This is a genomic window from Streptomyces sp. NPDC050534, from assembly GCF_044457745.1.
In the GTDB taxonomy this organism is placed as follows: domain Bacteria; phylum Actinomycetota; class Actinomycetes; order Streptomycetales; family Streptomycetaceae; genus Streptomyces.
Map to the genome: position 1 here is coordinate 143,992 of NZ_JBITHF010000011.1, position 19,918 is coordinate 163,909.

At 71.6% G+C, this 19,918-nt stretch carries 20 protein-coding genes; 10 read left to right on the forward strand and 10 right to left on the reverse strand.

Going from position 1 to position 19,918, the window contains the following annotated elements; all coding sequences use genetic code 11:
• Position 1: 1 nt before the first annotated feature.
• On the reverse strand, positions 2-649 hold the full coding sequence (locus tag ACIBN2_RS32635) for a hypothetical protein (RefSeq protein WP_399139817.1): 648 nt from the start codon (positions 647-649) through the stop codon (positions 2-4).
• 218 nt (positions 650-867) lie between these two features.
• On the opposite strand from ACIBN2_RS32635, the gene ACIBN2_RS32640 reads away from it, so the two are divergent.
• The 5 genes from ACIBN2_RS32640 (at position 868) to ACIBN2_RS32660 (ending at position 6,851) form a co-directional block, all read left to right on the forward strand.
• Positions 868-1,764 carry a universal stress protein gene (locus tag ACIBN2_RS32640; protein ID WP_399139819.1) on the forward strand — a complete coding sequence of 299 codons (897 nt, stop codon included), beginning with the start codon at positions 868-870 and terminating at the stop codon, positions 1,762-1,764.
• 147 nt (positions 1,765-1,911) lie between these two features.
• Positions 1,912-3,102, forward strand: coding sequence for a serine hydrolase domain-containing protein (locus ACIBN2_RS32645; RefSeq protein WP_399139821.1), 1,191 nt, complete (start codon positions 1,912-1,914; stop codon positions 3,100-3,102).
• Positions 3,103-3,182: 80 nt separating this feature from the next.
• A complete protein-coding gene (gene pgm, locus ACIBN2_RS32650) occupies positions 3,183-4,823 on the forward strand; it encodes a phosphoglucomutase (alpha-D-glucose-1,6-bisphosphate-dependent) (protein WP_399139823.1) in 1,641 nt (546 codons plus the stop codon).
• Positions 4,824-4,977: 154 nt separating this feature from the next.
• Positions 4,978-5,805: a PP2C family protein-serine/threonine phosphatase gene (locus ACIBN2_RS32655; RefSeq protein ID WP_399139824.1), complete on the forward strand. Its 828-nt coding sequence runs from the start codon at positions 4,978-4,980 to the stop codon at positions 5,803-5,805.
• A 50-nt stretch (positions 5,806-5,855) separates the two neighbouring features.
• The gene (locus tag ACIBN2_RS32660; protein ID WP_399139826.1) at positions 5,856-6,851 is read left to right on the forward strand and encodes an MASE1 domain-containing protein; all 996 of its coding nucleotides are present in this window, start codon (positions 5,856-5,858) and stop codon (positions 6,849-6,851) included.
• A gap of 37 nt (positions 6,852-6,888) precedes the next feature.
• Here ACIBN2_RS32660 and ACIBN2_RS32665 read toward each other — a convergent pair whose 3' ends face one another.
• Positions 6,889-7,353, reverse strand: a complete 465-nt coding sequence (locus tag ACIBN2_RS32665; protein ID WP_399139828.1) for a hypothetical protein — start codon at positions 7,351-7,353, stop codon at positions 6,889-6,891.
• Between the two features lie 144 nt (positions 7,354-7,497).
• Between ACIBN2_RS32665 and ACIBN2_RS32670 the strand changes: the two genes are divergently transcribed.
• Entirely contained in the window at positions 7,498-7,911 is a 414-nt protein-coding gene (locus tag ACIBN2_RS32670) for an SRPBCC family protein (RefSeq protein WP_399139830.1), read from the forward strand.
• Between the two features lie 26 nt (positions 7,912-7,937).
• Here ACIBN2_RS32670 and ACIBN2_RS32675 read toward each other — a convergent pair whose 3' ends face one another.
• From ACIBN2_RS32675 to ACIBN2_RS32695, 5 genes are all read right to left on the reverse strand, one after another.
• Positions 7,938-9,407, reverse strand: coding sequence for an HAD-IA family hydrolase (locus tag ACIBN2_RS32675; protein WP_399139831.1), 1,470 nt, complete (start codon positions 9,405-9,407; stop codon positions 7,938-7,940).
• Positions 9,408-9,490: 83 nt separating this feature from the next.
• A complete protein-coding gene (locus tag ACIBN2_RS32680) occupies positions 9,491-10,567 on the reverse strand; it encodes an ABC transporter ATP-binding protein (RefSeq protein WP_399139833.1) in 1,077 nt (358 codons plus the stop codon).
• A 3-nt stretch (positions 10,568-10,570) separates the two neighbouring features.
• Positions 10,571-11,389: an ABC transporter permease gene (locus ACIBN2_RS32685; RefSeq protein ID WP_399139835.1), complete on the reverse strand. Its 819-nt coding sequence runs from the start codon at positions 11,387-11,389 to the stop codon at positions 10,571-10,573.
• Positions 11,374-12,273 carry an ABC transporter permease gene (locus ACIBN2_RS32690; protein ID WP_399139837.1) on the reverse strand — a complete coding sequence of 300 codons (900 nt, stop codon included), beginning with the start codon at positions 12,271-12,273 and terminating at the stop codon, positions 11,374-11,376. Before ACIBN2_RS32690 ends, ACIBN2_RS32685 begins: the two co-directional genes overlap by 16 nt.
• Complete coding sequence (locus tag ACIBN2_RS32695) at positions 12,270-13,421, reverse strand: ABC transporter substrate-binding protein (protein WP_399139838.1); 1,152 nt, start codon at positions 13,419-13,421, stop codon at positions 12,270-12,272. The genes ACIBN2_RS32690 and ACIBN2_RS32695 overlap by 4 nt, the downstream gene beginning before the upstream one ends.
• Before the next feature lie 212 nt (positions 13,422-13,633).
• On the opposite strand from ACIBN2_RS32695, the gene ACIBN2_RS32700 reads away from it, so the two are divergent.
• Positions 13,634-14,374: a GntR family transcriptional regulator gene (locus ACIBN2_RS32700; RefSeq protein WP_399139840.1), complete on the forward strand. Its 741-nt coding sequence runs from the start codon at positions 13,634-13,636 to the stop codon at positions 14,372-14,374.
• A gap of 37 nt (positions 14,375-14,411) precedes the next feature.
• Here the strand turns inward: ACIBN2_RS32700 and ACIBN2_RS32705 are convergent, their stop codons facing one another.
• On the reverse strand, positions 14,412-15,146 hold the full coding sequence (locus ACIBN2_RS32705; RefSeq protein ID WP_399139842.1) for an FAD binding domain-containing protein: 735 nt from the start codon (positions 15,144-15,146) through the stop codon (positions 14,412-14,414).
• A 217-nt stretch (positions 15,147-15,363) separates the two neighbouring features.
• On the opposite strand from ACIBN2_RS32705, the gene ACIBN2_RS32710 reads away from it, so the two are divergent.
• Positions 15,364-16,044, forward strand: a complete 681-nt coding sequence (locus ACIBN2_RS32710; protein ID WP_399139844.1) for an alpha/beta fold hydrolase — start codon at positions 15,364-15,366, stop codon at positions 16,042-16,044.
• A 34-nt stretch (positions 16,045-16,078) separates the two neighbouring features.
• On the opposite strand, the gene ACIBN2_RS32715 is transcribed toward ACIBN2_RS32710, so the two are convergent.
• Positions 16,079-17,293: a carbohydrate-binding protein gene (locus ACIBN2_RS32715; protein ID WP_399139845.1), complete on the reverse strand. Its 1,215-nt coding sequence runs from the start codon at positions 17,291-17,293 to the stop codon at positions 16,079-16,081.
• 187 nt (positions 17,294-17,480) lie between these two features.
• Here ACIBN2_RS32715 and ACIBN2_RS32720 point away from each other — a divergent pair, with 187 nt between their 5' ends.
• Positions 17,481-18,725, forward strand: a complete 1,245-nt coding sequence (locus tag ACIBN2_RS32720) for a PP2C family protein-serine/threonine phosphatase (RefSeq protein WP_399139846.1) — start codon at positions 17,481-17,483, stop codon at positions 18,723-18,725.
• A 21-nt stretch (positions 18,726-18,746) separates the two neighbouring features.
• Here ACIBN2_RS32720 and ACIBN2_RS32725 read toward each other — a convergent pair whose 3' ends face one another.
• Entirely contained in the window at positions 18,747-19,088 is a 342-nt protein-coding gene (locus tag ACIBN2_RS32725) for a helix-turn-helix transcriptional regulator (protein ID WP_399139848.1), read from the reverse strand.
• Between the two features lie 218 nt (positions 19,089-19,306).
• Here ACIBN2_RS32725 and ACIBN2_RS32730 point away from each other — a divergent pair, with 218 nt between their 5' ends.
• Positions 19,307-19,900, forward strand: coding sequence for an anti-sigma factor antagonist (locus ACIBN2_RS32730; RefSeq protein ID WP_399139849.1), 594 nt, complete (start codon positions 19,307-19,309; stop codon positions 19,898-19,900).
• The last annotated feature ends 18 nt before the right edge of the window (positions 19,901-19,918 follow it).

A 19,918-nucleotide genomic window follows, 5' to 3' on the forward strand; every position in this document is an offset into this window, starting at 1 on the left:
GTCAGGCGCTCAGCGGTATGCCGTGCTCGTCGGCGAAGATGCGCTGGCACTGGCCGTTGCAGAAGCCGTGGACGGTGCCGTCGACCTCGAGGGTGAGGTCGGTCGCGCCGAGGTCGACGGTCATGCCGCACACCGGGTCGATGACCGTGCCCGGCGGCAGGCCGTCCGTGGCCAGGTGGGCGACGGCGTCACGGTGCGGGGCGGTCATGTGCCGGATGAGGTCGAGGCTGCCCATGGGCCGGCCGTACATGCCGAGGCTGCCCTCGGCGATGCCGACGACCTGGACCAGGGCGTGCGGCTGGTCGCGGAGCCGGCCGGGATCACGTCCGGCCGCCGCCTCGGTGTTGGCGAGGGCCTGGGTGAGGCGGTCGATTGCATGACCGCTCATGTCCTTGCGCCAGGCGGCCGGAGCGGTGACGCGGATCAGGTAGCGCGGCGGGTCGGCGGGGTCGGTCCTGGGGCGGTCGCCGGTGATCCAGGCGGCGGGCTCGTGGACGAGGACCTGAGTGAGGGCGCGAGCGGAGTCCATCACCGCCTCGGCATGGGTGTCCCCGGTGGCCATCAGCGCATCGATGAGGCGCTTGCCGGCCTCTTCCCGTTGTGCCTGGTCCAGGACGCCGGCGGGTGCGAAGAGTTCGATGAGAATCATGTCCTCATGCTCGGCCGGCGGAACGGGGCGGTCGTCCTACGGGGGAAGCGGGTTGTGGCTACTCCGAGCGCACTGGCGGCTACTGCGGCGGGAGTAGGGCACGCGTCCGGCTGCCGTGGCTGCCGTGTGGGTGCGGGGGGGGCATCGGGTACCCGGACCCGACCGCTCCTGTCGACGGAAGGACGCAGACACATGCGGCAGCAAGGGTGCCGGGCACGGTGGGAACTGTCGCCGTCGGAGACATGGTGACCGGCACCGGCCGGCTCGGCGTGGTGCTCGTCGGGGTCGACGGCACGCCGGAGGCCCGGCTCGCGGCCGACTGGGCGGCCACCGAGGCGGAGTTGCGCGGCGGCGCACTCCAGATCACCCACGCCGTCGGTCGTGGCACGGACAGAGCGCACGGCGGGACGGCGGTGGGACTCACCGACCAGGCCCTCGCCGCGGCCCTCGCCGTGCTGGACGACGCCCGTGCGAGGCTCGGGGCCGCCACCACGGGAGTGCCGATCGACACGCACCTGGCCCGCGACGATCCTTCCTCGGCACTGCTGGCCGCGTCCGCGGGCGCCGACCTGGTCGTGGTGGGTACCCGGGGGCGGGGCGGGTTCGCCGGTCTGCTGCTCGGGTCGGTGAGTCTGAAGGTGGCGGCGCACGCGGACCGGCCGGTCGTGGTGGTGCGCGGCGACACGGAGAAGCCCGCCGGGCGGGACATCGTGGTGGGCGTACGCGACGAACGGGACGCGGAGGCCGTACGGTTCGCCCTCGTCGAGGCGGAGCTGCACCAGGTGGGTGTGCGTCTGGTGCACGCCTGGACGCCGCTCGGGGGCACCGGCCTGATGGTGCCCCGGATCAGTCACGTCGAGGAGGAGCGGGAGGCGCACGCCCAGCTGCTGAACCACGTAGCGCGCCCGGTCGCGGAGCATCCGACGGTCGGGCTGGAGACCGAGCTGACCGTCGACTCGCCCGCCGCCGCCCTGGTCGAGGCGTCCGCCCGGGCCCGTCTGCTGGTGCTTCCGCGCCATCCGGTCGAGGGCAGGCTGGGGCTGCCCCTCGGGACGGTGGTGCACGCCGTCCTGCACCACGCGAACTGCCCCGTCGCGGTGGTACCGGTCGGCTGAGACGTTCGCGTACGGAGGGAAGCCTTACGTGTTCCGGCCGCCTCCCCTGGCGGTCGAGCCGTTGGGCCGGATGCAGCAGCCGGGAGGGCCCGGCGCCGGGCGCGGGGAAAGGCTGGGCTGCAACATCGGCCCGCCCAGGGAGGTTTGATGCCCCTTCGCTCCGTCCCGACCCGTCGATCCGCGCTCCGTTCCCGCTTGCGGGCGGGCTGCGTCGTCGCCGTATGCCTGACCGCGCTCGGCCAGACGGCCACGAGCACCGCCGCCGCTCCCGTGCCGCGCGACGGCGACCTCCAGGAGCAGCTCGAGCAGCTCGTGCGGGCTCCCGGCGGGCCGCCGGGCGTCATCGCCGTGCTGCGGCGGGGCGGCGACACCCGGGTCCTGCGGGCCGGTGTCGCGGACCTCGCCACGGGCCGACGCCCGAGCGTCCACGACCACATGCGCATCGCCAGCACGGCGAAGGCGTTCAGCGGGGCGGTGGCGCTGAGCCTGGTCGACCGGCACGCGCTGCGTCTGGACGAGACGCTGGGCCAACGGCTGCCGCAGCTGCCCACGGCCTGGCACCGCGTGACGCTGAGGCAACTGCTCAACCACACCAGCGGTCTGCCGGACTACTCGATGTCCTCCGCGTTCCGGGACATCATCTCCGCCGACCCGCACCACCACTTCGACTCCCGACGCCTCCTCGACTTCGTGGCCGACCAGCCGCTCAACTTCCCGCCGGGCAGCCAGTACCGCTACTCCAACTCCGACAACATCGCCGTGGCGCTGATGGCGGAGGCCGCCACCGGCACCCCGTACGAGCAACTGCTGCGCACCCTCGTGTACCGGCCGCTCGGCCTGCGTGCCACGAGCCTTCCGCAGGGCTACCGGATGCCCGAGCCCTATCTGCACGGCTACGACACGACCCCGCCGCCGCCGGAGGACGTCAGCGAGGTCATCGGCGCCTCCGGCTCCTGGGCGTCGGGAGGGATCATCTCCACGCCGGCCGACATGACGCGCTTCGTCAGCGGCTACGTCGGCGGCGCGCTCTACGGGAGAAACCTCGTGCGCGAGCAGCGGCGCTGGATCCCCGGCGCGTCCGAACCCGCCGGTCCCGGCGAGAACATGGCCGGTCTCGCCCTCTTCCGGTACGCCACCCGGTGCGGCGTGGTGCTGGGGCACACCGGCAACACCCTGGGCTACACCCAGCTGATCGCCGCCACCCCCGACGGCCGCCGTTCACTGACCTTCTCCGTCACCACGCAGATCAACGCGTCGCAGAACCCCGACCTGTTGAGCCGCCTGCGTGCCGTTCAGGAGAACTTCGTCTGCGCGCTGCTCTCGCGTTCCGGGCACTGACCCGCTCTCGCTGTCCGCCCCGTGACGAGCGAAGATGGGGCGGCAAGCGTTTTGGTCAACCCATGTGGAGGAGCGGGCACATGCAGCACGAGCGAGCGGGCAAGCCGGCCGCCCCCGAGGACCTCGTCGACGTCGCCCGGCTGGTCACGGCGTACTACGCACTGCACCCGGACCCGGCCGACCCGGGCCAGCGGGTGGCGTTCGGCACGTCGGGGCACCGCGGATCGTCCCTGACGACCGCGTTCAACGAGGACCACATCGCCGCGACCAGCCAGGCGATCTGCGAGTACCGGGACCAGCAGGGCACCGACGGCCCGCTCTTCCTCGGCGCCGACACCCACGCCCTGTCCGAGCCCGCGCGGGTCACCGCGCTGGAGGTGTTCGCGGCCAACGGCGTGACCGTGCTCATCGACAGCGCCGACGGCTACACGCCCACGCCCGCGGTCTCGCACGCCATCCTCACCCACAACCGGGGCCGCACCTCCGGCCTCGCCGACGGCGTAGTGGTCACCCCCTCGCACAACCCGCCCGCGGACGGGGGCTTCAAGTACAACCCGCCGAGCGGCGGACCGGCCGGCTCCGACGCCACCTCCTGGATCCAGGACCGGGCCAACGAGATCATCGCGGGCGGTCTGAAGGACGTACGGCGCATCCCGTACACCCGCGCGCTCGCCGCCGAGACGACCCGCCGCCACGACTATCTCGGGGCCTACGTCGCCGACCTGCCGAACGTGCTGGACCTGGACGCGGTCCGCGCCGCAGGCGTCCGGATCGGCGCGGACCCGCTGGGCGGGGCGTCGGTGGCCTACTGGGGCCGTATCGCCGAACAGCACCGGCTCGACCTGACCGTGGTCAACCCGCTCGCCGATCCCACCTGGCGGTTCATGACGCTCGACTGGGACGGCAAGATCCGGATGGACTGCTCCTCGCCCTACGCGATGGCCTCCCTCATCGAGCAGCGCGACCGCTTCCAGGTCGCCACCGGCAACGACGCCGACGCCGACCGGCACGGCATCGTCACCCCGGACGCGGGACTGATGAACCCCAACCACTACCTGGCCACGGCCATCTCCTACCTGTACGCCCACCGCACGCAGTGGCCCGCGGACGCCGGGATCGGCAAGACCCTGGTTTCCTCAGGCATGATCGACCGCGTCGCCGCCGACCTCGGGCGCCGGCTGGTCGAGGTGCCCGTGGGGTTCAAGTGGTTCGTGGACGGACTGGTCGGCGGCTCCATCGGCTTCGGCGGCGAGGAGTCCGCCGGGGCGTCCTTCCTGCGCCGGGACGGCTCGGTGTGGACCACCGACAAGGATGGCATCATCCTGGCGCTGCTCGCGTCCGAGATCATCGCGGTCACCGGCAAGACGCCGTCGGAGCATTACGCCGCCATGACCGCCCGGTTCGGCGAACCCGCCTACGCGCGCATCGACGCACCCGCGACGCGTGAGGAGAAGGCGCTGCTCGCCAAGCTCTCACCCGCACAGGTCACCGCGGACACGCTGGCCGGAGAGGCGGTCACCGGGGTGCTCACCGAGGCGCCGGGCAACGGCGCGCCCATCGGCGGCATCAAGGTGAGCACCGAGAACGCCTGGTTCGCCGCCCGGCCCTCGGGCACCGAGGACGTGTACAAGATCTACGCCGAGTCCTTCCGCGGCGCCGACCACCTGAGGCAGGTGCAGGAGGAGGCCAGGGACGTGGTGATGGCGGCGCTCGGCGGCTGAGTCGCCGATACGGGAGGCACAGGCCGCGGCGAGGTGACCGGCGGAGCCCTGCAGCGGCCTGTGTCCCGCGTTATGTCGCTATCATCCACTTAAACGCGTAATTGCGCGTTATGCCCTGAAGAGGCCATGGCCCACGGCCCCGCCGGAGTGATCGATGTCCCTCGCCCGCGCAGAGCACGGCGACGAACTGCTCGCCAGACTCGGGTCGCTGACCGCCCAGGCGCGCGAGCTCGCCGAGCTGCAGCGCTCCCAGGTGGAGCTGGCCCTGGCCCTCCAGCGCGGCATGCTGCCCCGGGACATGCCGAAGGCGAAAGGCTTCCACCTCGCCGTCCGCTACGTGCCGGCCTGTCACGGCCTCAACGTGGGCGGCGACTGGTACGACGCCTTCGCGATGCCGGACGGCCGTATCGGGCTGTCCATCGGCGACGTCCAGGGCCACAACATCGAGGCGGCCGCCTTCATGGGCCAGGTCCGCGTCGGCCTGCGTGCGCTCGCCTCCGTCACCAGCGAGCCCGGCGAACTCCTCTCCCGGACCAACGACCTGCTCCTGACCCTCGGCACCGACCTCTTCGCCACCTGCACCTTCATAAGGCTCGACCCGGCCACCGGAGTGCTGGAGAGCGCACGGGCCGGGCACATCCCCCACATCTGGGCCACGGCCGACGGCAAGTCCGGCATCGCCGAGGACGAGGGCGGACCGCCCCTCGGCATCCAGGTCGGCACGCACTACCCGGTGACCCGGTACCGGCTCACCACGGGCGGCGTGTTCGTCATGCTCACCGACGGTGTCGTCGAAGGACCGTCGCTGTCCGTCGAGGACGGCCTCCAGCAGGTCGTACGGCTCGCGGGCATCGCCGCGGTCGCCGGCATGGAGCCCGACGCGCTCGCCGAGGGTGTGATGAAGGTGGCCGCGAGCGTCGGCCACGAGGACGACGCGGCCGTGCTGGTCGTCGGCCACGACGGGCCGATCGTTGAGCCGTAGGGCCGGGCGCGGCCACGTTCGCCTCGCCGTCCGGGCCGCCTCGGTGTCTGATGGCAGCTGTGGTGGCTTTCCAGGATCTGCGGCGGCCGGCCGTCTTCGCCCTCCAGACGCTGGTAGTCGCCGCCTGCTACTACACAGCCGGCCGGCTCGGGCTGCTGCGGCAGCTCGTCGTGGAGCACGCCGTCGTCACCCCCATCTGGCCGCCCACGGGCGTCGCGGTCGCCTGCCTGCTCCTGTTCGGGCTGCGCGCCTGGCCGGGAATCGCGCTCGGCGCCCTCTTCGTCGTCATGTCCATCAGCTCCCTCCAGCCCGCCGTGATCGGCACCCTGGTGGGCAACACCGCTGCTCCCGTCTGCGCGTACTACCTGCTGCGCAAGGCGGGCTTCCGCACCGACCTCGCCCGGCTGCGTGACGGCTTCGCCCTCGTGTTCCTGGGGGCCTTCACGGCGACGCTGATCAGCGCGACCGTCGGCGCCGGACTGCTGGTCCTGACCGGCAAGCTCGCCTCGGACGGCTTCTGGGTCGTCTGGTCGGCCTGGTGGGCCGGCGACGCGATGGGCGTCCTGATCGTCACGCCGGTCCTGCTGGTGCTGTACGAGGCGCGCGGCCGTCTGCGCGCACCCCGGTGGAAGGAGGCCGTGGGCCTGGCCCTCGCCGCTCTGCTCGTCGTGCCCTTCGCCAGCCACAGCGACGTGAGCATGCTGTTCCTCGTCTATCCGCTGCTGATCTGGGCGGCCCTGCGCTTCCAGCTCGCGGGCAGCATGCTGTGCGCGCTCTTCGCCTCCGTCATGGCCACCGTCGCGGCGACGGACGAGGTGGGGCCGTTCGCACGGATGACCCGCATCGAAGTGATGATCAAGCTCCAGGCCTTCAACGGAACGATGGCCCTGACCGCCCTGCTCCTCTCCGCCGTGATCATCGAGCAGCTCAACACCAGACGCTCGGTGGAACAGGCATGCCAGGAACTCGTCGAGGTCCTGGAACACCTCACCGCGGGGGAGAAGCCGCAGGTCGGGCCGCCCAGGGACGCGGACGACCGCCTGTGACGGCACCCGGTGAAGGACTCGGTCCCACACGAAGCACTCAGTCCCAAAGGGGATACGTCACCGTCTTCGGGAAGTGCGCCGGCGTGCGGCCCTCGTACGTCAGCGTCATCCGGCCGTAGTGCGGCACCCGGGGGTGCTTCTTCCAGGGCTTGACGTGGTCGAGGCGGACGACCACCCGGTAGGAGTGGAACCGGCCCGCCGCGCAGTAGGGCTTGCAGTCGTTGACGAGGTTGACGCCCTCGGCGCGCGCCGCGCGCGCACCCCACTGGGACCAGTGCAGCGAGACCAGGCGGCTGTTGCCGTCACCGCAGGCGAGGATGAAGGAGGCGGGGCGCACCTTCGGGTGCCACAGACAGTCGACGAGCACGGGAGTCCGGGGTGGCCGGGCCTCGTGCGCGGCCGGTGCCGCCGTCGGCCGGGCGGACGAGGGCGCTCCCGCCGCCGCCGCGAGCGAGGCGGCGAACAGGACGGTCACCGCGGTCCTCAGTGCATACCTGCGCATGGTGCTTCCCCCAGTCGTCACGTACCGACGCTACGACGCTACGACCGCCCGCGTGGATCCACCACTCGGACGGAGCAACTGATTCAAGACCGGCAAAAAGGGCACGCGTCGCCGTGTACGCCACCCGTCGAGGGACGAGGAACGATGACCGAATACGAACGTTCCCGAGCCATGCCCGCACTGCCCGAGCACGTCTTCGACCAGGCCGCGAACGTCGGCCAACTGGAGAGCTGGCTGCCGGACGAACTGCACGTGCACGCCGAGCACCCGCCCGCCGTCACCGTCCACGAGGACCGGACGGACCACGACACGCCCGCCTTCCTGCGCCCCCGCCCGGACCAAATGCGGCTGGAATGGGGCGCCCGCCACGACGGCGTCTACACCGGCCACCTCCAGGTCGCCGGCATCGACAGCGGCGCCAGCGAGGTCACGGTGCACCTGTCCTTCCTGGACGACGAGCACGACCCCGGGGAGACGGCGGTGCAGGAAGCACTCGACAGGAGCCTGGAGCGCCTGGAGGAACAGGTGCGGCTGCGGGTGGACAACGTGGGCGGCTGACACCGCGCCGAACGGCGAAAGCGTCGTCAGATCCTGAGGGCGAAGGTCGTCAGAACCGCCGCGTGGTCCGACGGCCAGTCGTTCCCGGCCACGTCCGGCCAGTCGCGCGGGGTGCCGGTGACGACGGTCCGGGAGTCGACGACCTCCAGGCCGAGGCCGTTGTGCAGGACGTAGTCGATACGGTCCTGCGGCTCCCGGCGGGCACGGTCGTCCTCGTTCCATGTGTGCACCGGTGACCAGGTGTGGCCCGGTGCGCGGTCCGGATCGGGGTGCGCCTCCCGGTAGGAGTCGCGCAGGCCGGCCTCCTCGGCCGCCCGCGTCACGGGCCATGCCACGTCGGGGCGGTCCAGGTGGGAGGGGCAGTTGAAGTCACCGGTGAGGACCACCGGAGTCGCCGCGTCCGCGGACTCCGCGATCCGCCGCAATGCCTCCCGCATCTGCTCCAGCCGTACGGCTTCATGGGCGATCAGCTCGGTGGGCCCGAGCCCGTCGAAGGCCGCCTCGTAGGGTCCGTACGGCGTGTAGTGGAGATGGGCCGTCCATACGTCCACCTCGTGCGTGGCGTCGACGCGGATACGGGCGCCTGCCGCTCCGTAGAAGCCGACGTCCGGGTCGCCGAGGCGGGCCGTGATGGGATGGCGGCTGACGATGCCGAGGTTCTCGCCTGCCTGGTGGTGGTGCCAGCCGAGCGCGTCGGCGAGTTCCGCGGCCGAGGTGCCGGCGGTCTCCTGGAGCGCCACGACGTCGGCCTCGGTGTCCAGGATGACCTTGAGCTGCTTGGCTCGGTGGTCGTCGACCTTCGTGCCGCCGTACCAGAGGTTCCAGCTCATGACGCGCAGCCGGGGCTGCCGGACCAGGGAGCGCAGCCGCTCGGGGGTCACCTCCTCGAGGCTCCGCACGACCGTCCGGCCCGGTGCCGGGTCGATCGGCGCCAGCGACGGCACCGCGAGCACCGTGCAGCCGGCGGCCTCGGCGGAGCTGACGCCGGTGGGGGTGTCCTCGACGGCCACGCAACGGGCGGGGTCGACGTCGAGGGCCCGGCACGCGGCGAGATAGGGGTCGGGGGCGGGCTTGGTCCGAGCCGTGTCGTCCGCGGTGACGCAGACCCGGAAGCGGTCGGCGCCCAGCACGGTCAGGACGTCGTCGGTGACGGTGCGGGGCGAGGCGGTGACCAGGGCGGTGGGAACGCCTTCGCGGGCGAGGGCGTCGAGGAGGGCGATTGCGCCGGGGCGCGGCTCGATGCCGGTGCGGACGCGGTCGGTGAACTCCTGGTGCAGCCGGTCCGCCAGGCGCGCGGCCGGCTCGGCCGTGATCCGGCCCAGCCAGGCCGCGGTGTACTCGACCGGCCGGCCGAGCACCTCAGGCCGGTCGGCGTCGGTCAGCGGCCGCCCGAGGTGTGACGCCACCTGGTGCACCGCCTCCCACCACAGGCGCTCGGTGTCGACGAGCGTGCCGTCCATGTCGAACAGGACGGCCTGGAGCGGGGGTCGGGTCACGGTCACTTCTTTCGTGTGGGGCGTGTGGGGCGTGTGGGCGTGTGGGGCGTGTGGGGGGTGCCTGGCGAGGATTCTCGGGCGGGTCACGCCACGCGTTCGGCGACCAGCACCGGCCGCTCGGGCAGCGACACCCGTACGGCCGCTCCGGCGCCCAGAGCGGCGGCCTCGTGCGTGGGCAGGTCGGCCTTCACCTCGGTGCCGTCGGCCAGACGCACGGTGAGGCGGGTGGCCGCGCCGAGGAACGCGGTGGCGATCACCTGGGCGTCGCCGGTGCCGTCCGCGGTGACCTGTACGGCCTCGGGCCGCACCAGCACGTCCACCTCGGACGCCGGAGGGAGGGTGCCCTCGGCGGGGAGCCTGAGGCCCAGGACCTCCACGGTGGAGCCGGACAGCAGTCCGGGAATCCGGCTCATCGTGCCGACGAACTCCGCGACGAAGGCGGTGGCGGGACGACCGTACAACTCGGCCGGTTCGGCGCACTGTTCGAGCCGGCCGGCCCGCATCACGGCGACCCGGTCGGCCACCGACAGCGCCTCTTCCTGATCGTGTGTCACGAACAGCGTGGTGATGCCGAGTTCCTGCTGGAGCCGGCGGATCTCCTCGCGCAGCGTGAGCCGCACCTTGGCGTCCAGCGCGGACAGCGGCTCGTCCAGCAGCAGGACGCGGGGGCGCAGGGCGAGGGCGCGGGCGAGCGCGATGCGCTGCTGCTGGCCGCCGGAGAGCTGGTGCGGAAACCGGTCGCCCTTGTCGGCGAGCCCGACCAGGTCCAGCAACCCGGCCGCCCGGGAACGGCGTTCGGCCGCGCCCACCTTCCGCATCCGCAGCCCGAAGGCGACGTTGTCGAGTGCGTTCAGATGCGGGAAGAGGCTGTACGACTGGAACACCATCCCGGCGTCACGGCGGTGGGCCGGCACCCGGGTGACGTCCTCGCCGTCGACCAGTACCTCGCCGGAGTCGGGATGCTCGAACCCGGCGAGCATGCGCAGCGCGGTCGTCTTCCCGCAGCCGGAGGGGCCGAGCAGGGCCAGGAACTCGCCGGGCTGCACTGTCAGGTCGAGCCCGTCGAGGGCGACGGTCGCCCCGAACTCCCGGCGCAGCCCGCGGAATTCGACCGTGGCGGCCTTGTCGACGGACGTCTTCTCAAGCGTGGTGGCGGTCATGGTTCATCCCCGGGACGAAGCGGTACGGTTCCGCCCGCCGACACCGGCGAGCGCGAGGAGCAGGGCCCAAGTGACGAGCAGGCTCAGGACGGACACGGCGACGGACAGCTGGGCCTGTGAGCCGCCGACGCTGTAGATCCACACCGCGAACGGCTGGAAGCCGAGCAGCTGGGCCACGGTGAACTCGCCGAGGACCAGCGCGAGTGTGAGGAAGGCGGCGTTGAGCAGGGCCCCGCGCAGGTTGGGCAGTACCGCCCGCAGCAGGGCCTGCGGCCAGGGGGCACCGCAGCTGCGGGCGGCCTCGACGAGGGTGCGCACGTCGATGGCGCGCAGTCCGGAATCCAGCGCCCGGTAGACGAACGGCAGCGCCATCACGACGTACGCGAGGACGAGCACGAACGGGAAACTCGGGTTCTGGACGGCCACGAAGGTCTCGAAGAGCGGGGTGCGCGAGAGGTACTCGGGGCCCCACTTCAGCACCGTGGAGATGCCGGCGACGAAGGCGATCGGCGGCACGACCAGCGGCAGCGAGCACACCACCTCCACCACGGGCCGCAGCCGGGGCGCGCCGAGCCTGAGCGCGACCATGGCGGGCACCATCAGGAGCAGGACCAACGCGATGGTGGCCAGGGCGAGTTCGAGCGACAGCAGCAGACTGGAGCCGAAGCCGCCGGTGGAGACGATCTCGCGGTAGGCGTCGAAGGTGACGCCCTGCCCCGGCACGTCGACGGTGAAGACCACGGACGCGGCGAGCGGGACGAGGAAGTACAGGGCGGCGAGGCCGAGGACGACCCACCGCCACGGGTTCAGGCGTCGAGCCATCGCGCGCTCCGTCGTTGCAGGGGCAGATACACGGCCATCACCAGGCCCGCGACCAGGACCATGTCGAGGCTGAGGGCGAGCGCCACGTTCTCCTGCCCGACCAGCACGTTGCCGGAGATGGCGTCGGCGATCTGCAGGGTGACCAGCGGGACCGAACTGCCCACCATGGCCGCGGCGGTGGCGTACGCGGCGAACGCGCTGCCGAAGAGCAGCACCAGCCCGCCGAGCAGCGACGGCAGCAGGACGGGCAGGGCGACGTGCCGCCAGTACTGCACGGCGGTGGCCCCGTTGTTCTGCGCCGCCTCACGCCACTGCGCGCGCAGGCCCTCCAGGGCCGGCGTGATGGTGAGCACCATCAGCGGGATGAGGAAGTACAGGTACACGATGACCAGGCCCCAGAAGCTGTAGAGGCTCCAGCCCTTGTCGGCGAGGCCCAAGTGCCGTGTCAGCACACCGGCGTTGCCGAGCGTCGCCACGAACGCGAAGGCCAGCGGGACACCGCCGAAGTTGGCGAGCACCCCGGACGCGGTGAGCACGGCCTCGCGCAGCGCACGGAACCGTGAGGTGACCACGACCTGTGCGAGCGGCAGCCCGAGCACGGCCGCGATGCCGGCGGAGACCGCGGACAGCTTGACACTGCCGACCAGCGCGGTCAGATACGCGCCGTGCAGCGAGGTGGTCAGGTTCGCCGCGCTGTACGAACCGGCGCCCGTGGTCTGGTCCTTGACCGTGAAGGCGCCGTTCAGCATGGCGATCGCCGGGACCCCGAAGGCGATCGCGGTGAACAGCAGTAGCGGGACGACGGCGAGCCAGCCGCCGGCGGGGCGCCGCCGCTTCGGGGAAGCGGCGGTCACCACGTCGGCCCGCGTGAGGGTGGCCGTCATCCGGAGACGGCCTTGCCCCAGCCCTGCGCGATGACCGTCTTGGCCTTGCTCTGCTGGGCCTCGGTCGGGAAGGAGGGCGTGCCGGACACCTTCGGGAGCTTGGCGGCGGCGGTCTTGTCGAGCGTGCCGGCCTTGTCCATGGCCGTCATCAGGGCCGGACGGGCGTAGCCGGCCAGCCACAGGTTCTGGCCCTCGGTGCTGTACAGGTACTCCTGCCACAGGCGCGCGGCCGCCGGGTGCGGGGCGTCCTTGTTGACGGCCTGCGAGTAGTACTGCGAGAACTTGCCGTCGGACGGCACCGACACCTTCCAGTCGACGCCCTTGGACTTGAACTCGTCGGCGTAACCGGCGTTGAGGTAGTCCCAGTCGATGCTGATCGGCGTCTCGCCCTTCTCGACGGTCGCCGGAGTCGACTCGACGGGCGTGTAGTTGCCGTTCTTCTTCAGCTTGGCGAAGAAGTCGAGGCCGGGCTGGATGTCGTCGAAGGAGCCGCCGCTCGCGAGGGCCGCCGCGTACACGCCGCCGAAGGCCGAACCCGACTTGGTGGGGTTGCCGTTGAGCGCGACCTGCCCCTTGTACTGCGGCTTGAGCAGGTCGGCGAAGGTGGTCGGGCAGGTCTTGACGCGCTTGGCGTCGCAGCCGATGGAGATGTAGCCGCCGTAGTCGTTGTACCAGCGGGCCTGCGGGTCCTTCTGCGCGGTCGGGATGTCGGCGAAGGATGCCACCTTGTACGGCGCGAGCAGGCCCTGCTGGGCGGCGCTGAGCGCGAACGAGCTGCCGAGGTCCAGGACGTCAGGGGTGCGGTCCTGGCCCTTGCGGGAGGTCACGGCGTTGATCTCGTCCTGGCTGGAGCCGTCGGGGTTCTCCACCTGGATCTTGATGCCGTACTTCTTGGTGAACCCGTCGATGAGGGCGCCGTAGTTGGCCCAGTCGCGGGGCAGCGCGATGGCGTGCAGCGTGCCTTCCTTCTTGGCGGCCTTCACCAGGGCGTCGAGCCCGCCGAAGTCGGCCGCGGAGGTGGCCGTGGCGGCGTTCTTGCCGTCGGCGGTGGTCGAGGCGTTGTCGGGAGCGGCGCCGCAGGCGCTCAGGGCGAGCGCGGCGACGACGGCGAGCGCGCCGCTCAGTGCGACGGTTCTCGGCTGGGACACGGTGACTCCAGAAAGGGGGCGCAGGGGACGCAGGAGGGTGAGAACTTGTCTGAACAAGTTGGCCTCAGTAAGGCGGTCCGCGGTATCGCTTCCGTAAACTGTGGCGAAATCTTTACCCCCGATTCCCTGCACAATCAGAGGAAAGCGCGATCGCACCGGGGTCTCGTCTACGCTGATCACGCTGTGCACAGATGCAGACTCGGAGGGGAACGGTGGGGACGCGACACGAGGAGATCGCCGGCGCACTGCGGCGGGCGATCGACCGCGAGGAGTACGTGGTCGGCAGCAGGCTGCCCTCCGAGACCGAGCTCGCCGCCCACTACGGCGTTTCGCGCGGCACCGTCCGCCAGGCCGTCGCCGCACTGACGGCCGAGGGTCTGATCGGCTCCCGGCAGGGCGCCCGCCGGGTCGTCCTGGCCAGCCGCCGCAGCCAGAGCTTCGCCGAACTGCGCAGTTTCGCCCAGTGGGCACGGGCCATGGGCCGGGAGGCGACCGGGCATGTGGTGGCGCAGGAGTACCTGCCGGCCACCGCGCAGGACGCCACACGGCTCCAACTGCCCCAGGGGGCAACGGTGTTGCATGTCCTGCGGGTCCGCGGCCTGGACGGCGAACCGGTCCTGCTCGAGCGCACCGTCTATGCCGACTGGATCTCACCCGCCGTCGAGAAGCTCGACCCGGACGCCGCGTCCGTCACCCAACTGCTCTACGACAGCACGGGTCTGGTCTTCGCCTACGGTGAGCACGTCATCGACGCGGTCGCGGCGGGCGCGCAGGACGCCGAGCTGCTCGGCGTCCGCCGCACCAGCCCCCTGCTCCGCGTCCGCCGCGTCACCACCACCCGCGAAGGGCGCCCGGTGGAGTGGTCGGACGACCGCTACCGCTCGGACGCGGTGAGCTTCAGCGTGCACAACTCGATGGACAACAACGCCCTGGCGCGCAAGACGGCGGAGTGAGCAGCCGAACGCCAACCCCCCTCTGCGTCAGGCCTGTTCACCGCTCCGGCTGCCGGCCCACCGGACGGCTCAGCAGATCGGTGACATGGCCACGCACGACCTGCCAGGCCGTGGAGTGGAGCGTGCCGACCGAGGTGGCGCCCAGGGCGCCGATCGCCTCGTCGCTGCCCGTGCCGCAGGGGACGTCGTCCGAGAGGACGTCGTAGCCGTCGCGGACGGCGACGTGCAGGCGGCCGAGCCCGTCGTCGTCGGTGTGCACCGCTGCGGCGACGACCAGCGGCGGCGGACCGCCCGCCTCGGCGGGCAGCTTTCGGTAACCGCTGACGACCGGCTCACGCCAGTGCAGGCTGAGCAGGAGGTGGTGTTTGGCGAGCAGCTCGGCGAGGTCGGTCTCGAAGACGCGGTCGCGGTCGAGCACCGTCGCCCGTGCGTCGAGCACCAGGGCGGCCGGCAGCAGGCAGCGCAGCGTGCTGCCCACGATGTTGCCGCCGACGGTGGCCGTCCGGCGTACGGCGCCCGTGCCGACCGTGGCCGCCGCCCGGTGCAGGACCTCGGGCACGCGCTCGTCGACACGGCCCAGCACCACGGCGGCGCCCAGCCTCCCACGCGTGATCACATTGGCCTCGGGCAGGTTGCGCAGCGACATGGCCCGCTGGGGGAACCCGTCGCGTTGCCAGCCGGCCCAGATCAGCGTCGCCCCGCCGATGGGGACGGCTCCTTCGGCGATGCACTCCTGCGCTTCGGACACGGACTCGGGCAGACGTAGCAGCACGGGAGCGGACCTGCTTTCTCGACGGGCTGGAGCTGAGGTGCGCGGGTCCGGGGCGTGAACCCGCGGACACGGCGCATTTTCCTCACCCGCCTGGAGGCGCGTACAGGGCTCATTGATCTACACCGTGCGCCCCCTCAGGGTTCGCCGTCCGGGGTCCTCGGGGGAGGATGGGAGTCCGAATGAGAGGGGTGCCGTCGCGGTGGGACATGCTGAAGCAGTGCAGGGGACCGAGTCCGCGCTGACCGTGCGGCATGCGCCGCGTGGAGCGGCGTCCGCGGCGATCATCACCCTGCACGGTGGTTCGGAGCTGAGCCACCGGGTGGCGCGCCCCTGGCAACTGGCCGCGCTCCGCATGCACCCGGTCCTGCGCGCCGCGGCGGTGGCCGCACCCGGGGACGTTCTGCTCGGACGGGTCCGCTACCGGCACCGCGGCTGGAACGACGGCGATCCCGCCGCCGACGCCCTACGGGCACTCGACGAACTCCGGCGACGGGTGGGCGACGCGCCCACCATCCTCGTAGGGCACTCGATGGGAGGCAGAGCGGCGCTGCGCAGTGCGGCGCACCCGCTCGTGCGGGGCGTGCTGGCGCTGGCGCCGTGGTGTCCGCCCCAGGACTCCGCCCGCCACCTCGACGGAGTGCGCCTGGTGGTACTGCACGGCGACCAGGACCGTGTGACCCCTCCGGCCGAATCGGCGGACTACGTGCGCAGGGCCCGGGACGCCGGGGCCGAGGCCGGCATGGTGGTGGTCGGGGGCGGAGACCACGCGATGCTCCGCCGCATCGGTGACTGGCATCGCGCCACCACCGAGATCATCGGCCAGATGCTCCAAGTGGACCCGGGCGCCGATGGGTTGACGGCAGAAGCGTGTGCGGCCGAGGGTGCCGTTCACCTGTGACGGCGAACGGCACCGCGGGCCCGACGGTCCGGCGTCAGCACGCCCCCTCGTCCTGCCAGGGACCCCAGTCGGTGGCGGCCGGTGTCTCGTTCTGGGTCCACCACTTGGCTTTCCAGTTGTGCTTGTTGTACGAGACCTCGTCACCGGCGGTGTAGACGGAGCCCGAACTCCAGGCGGTCTTGCAGGAGGTGGGCGTGGGGGTGGGCGTGGGGGTGGGGGTCGGAGTCGTGGACGGCGGTGTGGCGCCCGCGAACTTCACCGAGTACTTCGCGAAGTCCCAGGAGTTCTGCGCCACGCTGGAGCAAGTCCCGGACGTGCGGCCGCCGTTGTCCGGCGGACTGCACTGGCGGTCCCGGTTCAGCGACCAGAAGGTGAAGCGGTCCATGTTGTGGCCGGTGGCGTAGTCGAGCACGGTCTGGAAGTCCGCCTGGGAGAAGATCTCGCCCGTGTCGCTGCGCCCGTTCATGCCGGAGAAGCCCTCGTGCGCGTAGGCCGTCGCCTGGTCCCAGCCGAACGTCGACTGCAGGATCGAGTTGAAGTTGGTGAGTGCGCTGGTCTGCGAGGCCGCTCCGTTGAAGCCGCCGTCGAACGGCATGATGGAGAAGTTGTTGGGCGTGAAGCCCTGCGACTTGGCCTCCAGCAGCATCTGCTTGCCGAACCAGCCCGTGCCGTCGGCGGTGCCGGCCGTCGTGACGGAGACGTACAGACCGGGGTTGTTCTGCTGGAGGATCTTCGCGGCGCCGATCTCGTTCTTGATGGCCGCGGTGTTCTCGTACTCCGGCTCCTCCAGGTCGAAGTCGATGGCGTGCAGGCCGTACTTGGTGATGACCTGCTGGTACGCCGCAGCCGTGGCCGCCGCGTCCGAGCACGCCTGACCGAGCTTCGTGCCTCCGTAGCCGCCGATGGAGACGGACACGTCGCCACCCTTGCCGCGGATGGTGTTGATGACGGACTGCACGGCGGTGTCCGAGGAGACAGGGGCGGTGCCGCCCCAAGTGGGCGAGCAGCCGCCGCCGTTGGGGGCGAGGACGAAGGCGAGCTGGAATGCCTTCAGGCCGGTGGCGTCCATGATGGCGCCCGCGTCCGGCGGGTCGTTGTCCAGCGGCATCAGATACGGAGCCGCCGCGTACCAGCGGTTGTCGAGCGCGCTGGTGGCGCCCGAGGCATGTCCTGCTATCAGCGCTGTGGTGCCCGCTGCGGTGAGTCCAACTGCCGCTGCCGCGCCCAGACATGCGCGAAGACGTCTCACGGTGTGCCTCCGGTGGGGTGGGGGAGTGCCTCAGCTTCCTGCCGCCCAGGACCGGCGTCCATGGGTTGGACTAGACCAAACACCGTTTTGGTCTGGACCATAGACTTCTTTTACCTTCACGGCGTAGCCCGCCGCGGCCCGCTCCGCGCATGGTGCGCACAACCCTGCACTTTGTCAGGATTTGTACGTGCTGGGTGTCGCACGGCTGATCCGCTCGATCCGCAGGTCCGCGGCGGGCGACGTGGCCAGGCAGGGGGACGACACGTCGGTCCCGGCCGGCGTGCTGCGAAGGCTGCTGGCCGGAATCGGGACGACACTCGACGAGCCCACCACCTGCGCCGAACTGACCCGGGCCGTCGCCGGCCGCTTGCGTTGCTCGGCGGCGGTGGTGCGGGCCGACGGGGCGACCGTCAGGGGTTACGAGGCGATCGCCGGAGACCCCGGCGCTCTGCCGGACGCCCGCTGGGCCACGGCCGTGGCCCACGACATGGCGCGTTCCGCGCTCGGCGGACGAACGCAACGGCGCATGTCCCACCCGCCGCCCGGCCGCGCCCGCCACGCGCTCTGCGTACCGCTGGCCACCGGCGAGCACCGCTACGGCATTCTCGTGTGCGCCCGGCCAGGCACGCCCTTCGCGGACGCCGACGCGGATCTCCTCGGCCTCCTGACGGAATGCGCCGCGTCGCACATCCGGCACGCCCGCGAGTACGCCGGGGTGAGCCGGACCGCCGGGGACCTGCAGCGCGCCCTGCGTGCCGAGCCCGGACGGCCGCACCCGAACCTCGACGTGGCCATCCGGTATCTGCCGGCCGGCAAGCGAGCCGTGGTCGGGGGCGACTGGTGCGAGACGGTGCGGCTGCACTTCGGCCGCACCCTGCTGGTCGTCGGCGACGTCATGGGGCACGGCGTGGAGGCCGCCGTCGACATGGCCTCCTACCGCTCCGACCTGCGCTCCCTCGCCGCCGCCGACCTGCCGCCGCACCGCATCCTGCGCCGGCTCGACGACATCGCCGCGCGTGAACCGGACCGCAGACCGGCCACCTGCCTGGTCGCCCGGGTCGACCCGGTGCGTGGCCGGATGACCCTCTCCGGCGCCGGTCATCTGCCGCCCGCGGTGGTCGGCGGCGACGGCGGGACGTCGGCGCTTCCGGTCCCGGTCGGGCCGCCCCTGGGCACCGGGATCGGTGGCTACGAGCCCGCCACCCACGTCCTGGACGAGACGCAGACCCTGCTGATGTTCACCGACGGCCTCGTCGAGCGCCGGGGTGAGGACATCGACCTGTCCCTGGACCGGCTCACCGGGATCCGCTTCACTCCCGGGGGCGGACTCGACGACATCCTCGACACCGTCCTCACTCGCCTGGACGCCTTGCACGCCGAGGACGACGTCGCGGTCCTGGCGGCCCGCCCGCGCTGCACCGGGAGCCGCTGAGGGGCGGGGCGCCCCGGCGGGTCAGGAGCCGTCATGGTCTCCGGGCGCCGGAGAAGGGCGGGTGGACTCGTGATGCGCCAGGATGGCCAGCAGTTCCCCGACGGTGGCCGGCGCGTCCGCGGGATGGCGCAGGATGGTGCCGGGGGCGATTCGGTAGACGTTCGAGCGGCCCTCCCGGACATGGGTGAGGTATCCGCTCTCCTCGAGGTCCGCGATGATCTTCTGCACGGCCCGCTCGGTGAGCCGGCAGCGGGCGGCGATGTCGCGGACGCGGGTGGTGCGGTCCTCGGCGATGGCGGCCAGCACCCGGGAGTGATTGGTCAAGAAGGTCCAGCCTGCATGCGGTTCCGGCGCTTGCTCCATGCGCCCCAGCATAGGGATCCAGATTCACGTATTACAAAGGACGTATCACGTTTCGTGTATTGGTTGACGCGAAAGGCCGGTGAGGTGATGCTGGTAAGTGGTCCTGGTGGCGGTATGTGCGGGAGCCTGAAATGTCCCACCACGCGGTTCTTCCCCCGGACGAGGGGGACTGTTCGGAGTGTGGCACCGCCTTCCGGCGATCGCTGACGCCGGAAGCGGTGACCTTCAGTGTCGACACGGCCGGAGACCGGCTGGTGGTCACCGTGTCCGGTGATCTCGACCTGGACAGCGATCAGTTGCTGCAGAAGACGCTGAGTGACGCGCTCGATCACGCCACCGGCGGCCTGGAACTGGATCTCGCCGGCGTGGACTTCTGCGACTGCTCCGCTCTCAACGTCCTGCTGCGGGTGCGCCATCGCGCCCACGAGGAGTCCAAGTGCCTCGTCCTGCGCGCCGGCAGTCCGGCGGTGCGGCGCCTGCTCGCCCTCTCCGGTACCTTCCCGCTCTTCGCTGCCGGGCCGGCGGAGCAGGGCTCCACCGACGGCGAACTCGCGGCCGAGGACGCGCAGTTGCGCCGTGCGCTGGACAGTCACGCCAAGATCGACCTGGCGCGGGGCATGCTCATGGCGTCGTTCCGCCTGACCCCCGACCAGTCGTGGCAGGTCCTGGTGACCGCCTCCCAGGACAGCAACACCAAACTGCACGCGATCGCCGACGCCCTGCTGCGGACCGCGCACGGCGAGGTCCTGCCCGCGTCCCTGGCCGACCACGTGGCCTCGGCGGTGGAGCAGCACGGCAACCCCGGCGCCTAGAACGCGACGACGGCCCGT

Coding starts and splice junctions, on each gene's coding strand:
- ACIBN2_RS32635 (WP_399139817.1), bottom strand. CDS start 649: ATGATTCTCATCGAACTCTTCGCACCCGCCGGCGTCCTGGACCAGGCA.
- ACIBN2_RS32645 (WP_399139821.1), top strand. CDS start 1,912: ATGCCCCTTCGCTCCGTCCCGACCCGTCGATCCGCGCTCCGTTCCCGC.
- pgm (WP_399139823.1), top strand. CDS start 3,183: ATGCAGCACGAGCGAGCGGGCAAGCCGGCCGCCCCCGAGGACCTCGTC.
- ACIBN2_RS32655 (WP_399139824.1), top strand. CDS start 4,978: ATGTCCCTCGCCCGCGCAGAGCACGGCGACGAACTGCTCGCCAGACTC.
- ACIBN2_RS32660 (WP_399139826.1), top strand. CDS start 5,856: ATGGCAGCTGTGGTGGCTTTCCAGGATCTGCGGCGGCCGGCCGTCTTC.
- ACIBN2_RS32665 (WP_399139828.1), bottom strand. CDS start 7,353: ATGCGCAGGTATGCACTGAGGACCGCGGTGACCGTCCTGTTCGCCGCC.
- ACIBN2_RS32670 (WP_399139830.1), top strand. CDS start 7,498: ATGACCGAATACGAACGTTCCCGAGCCATGCCCGCACTGCCCGAGCAC.
- ACIBN2_RS32680 (WP_399139833.1), bottom strand. CDS start 10,567: ATGACCGCCACCACGCTTGAGAAGACGTCCGTCGACAAGGCCGCCACG.
- ACIBN2_RS32685 (WP_399139835.1), bottom strand. CDS start 11,389: ATGGCTCGACGCCTGAACCCGTGGCGGTGGGTCGTCCTCGGCCTCGCC.
- ACIBN2_RS32690 (WP_399139837.1), bottom strand. CDS start 12,273: ATGACGGCCACCCTCACGCGGGCCGACGTGGTGACCGCCGCTTCCCCG.
- ACIBN2_RS32725 (WP_399139848.1), bottom strand. CDS start 19,088: ATGGAGCAAGCGCCGGAACCGCATGCAGGCTGGACCTTCTTGACCAAT.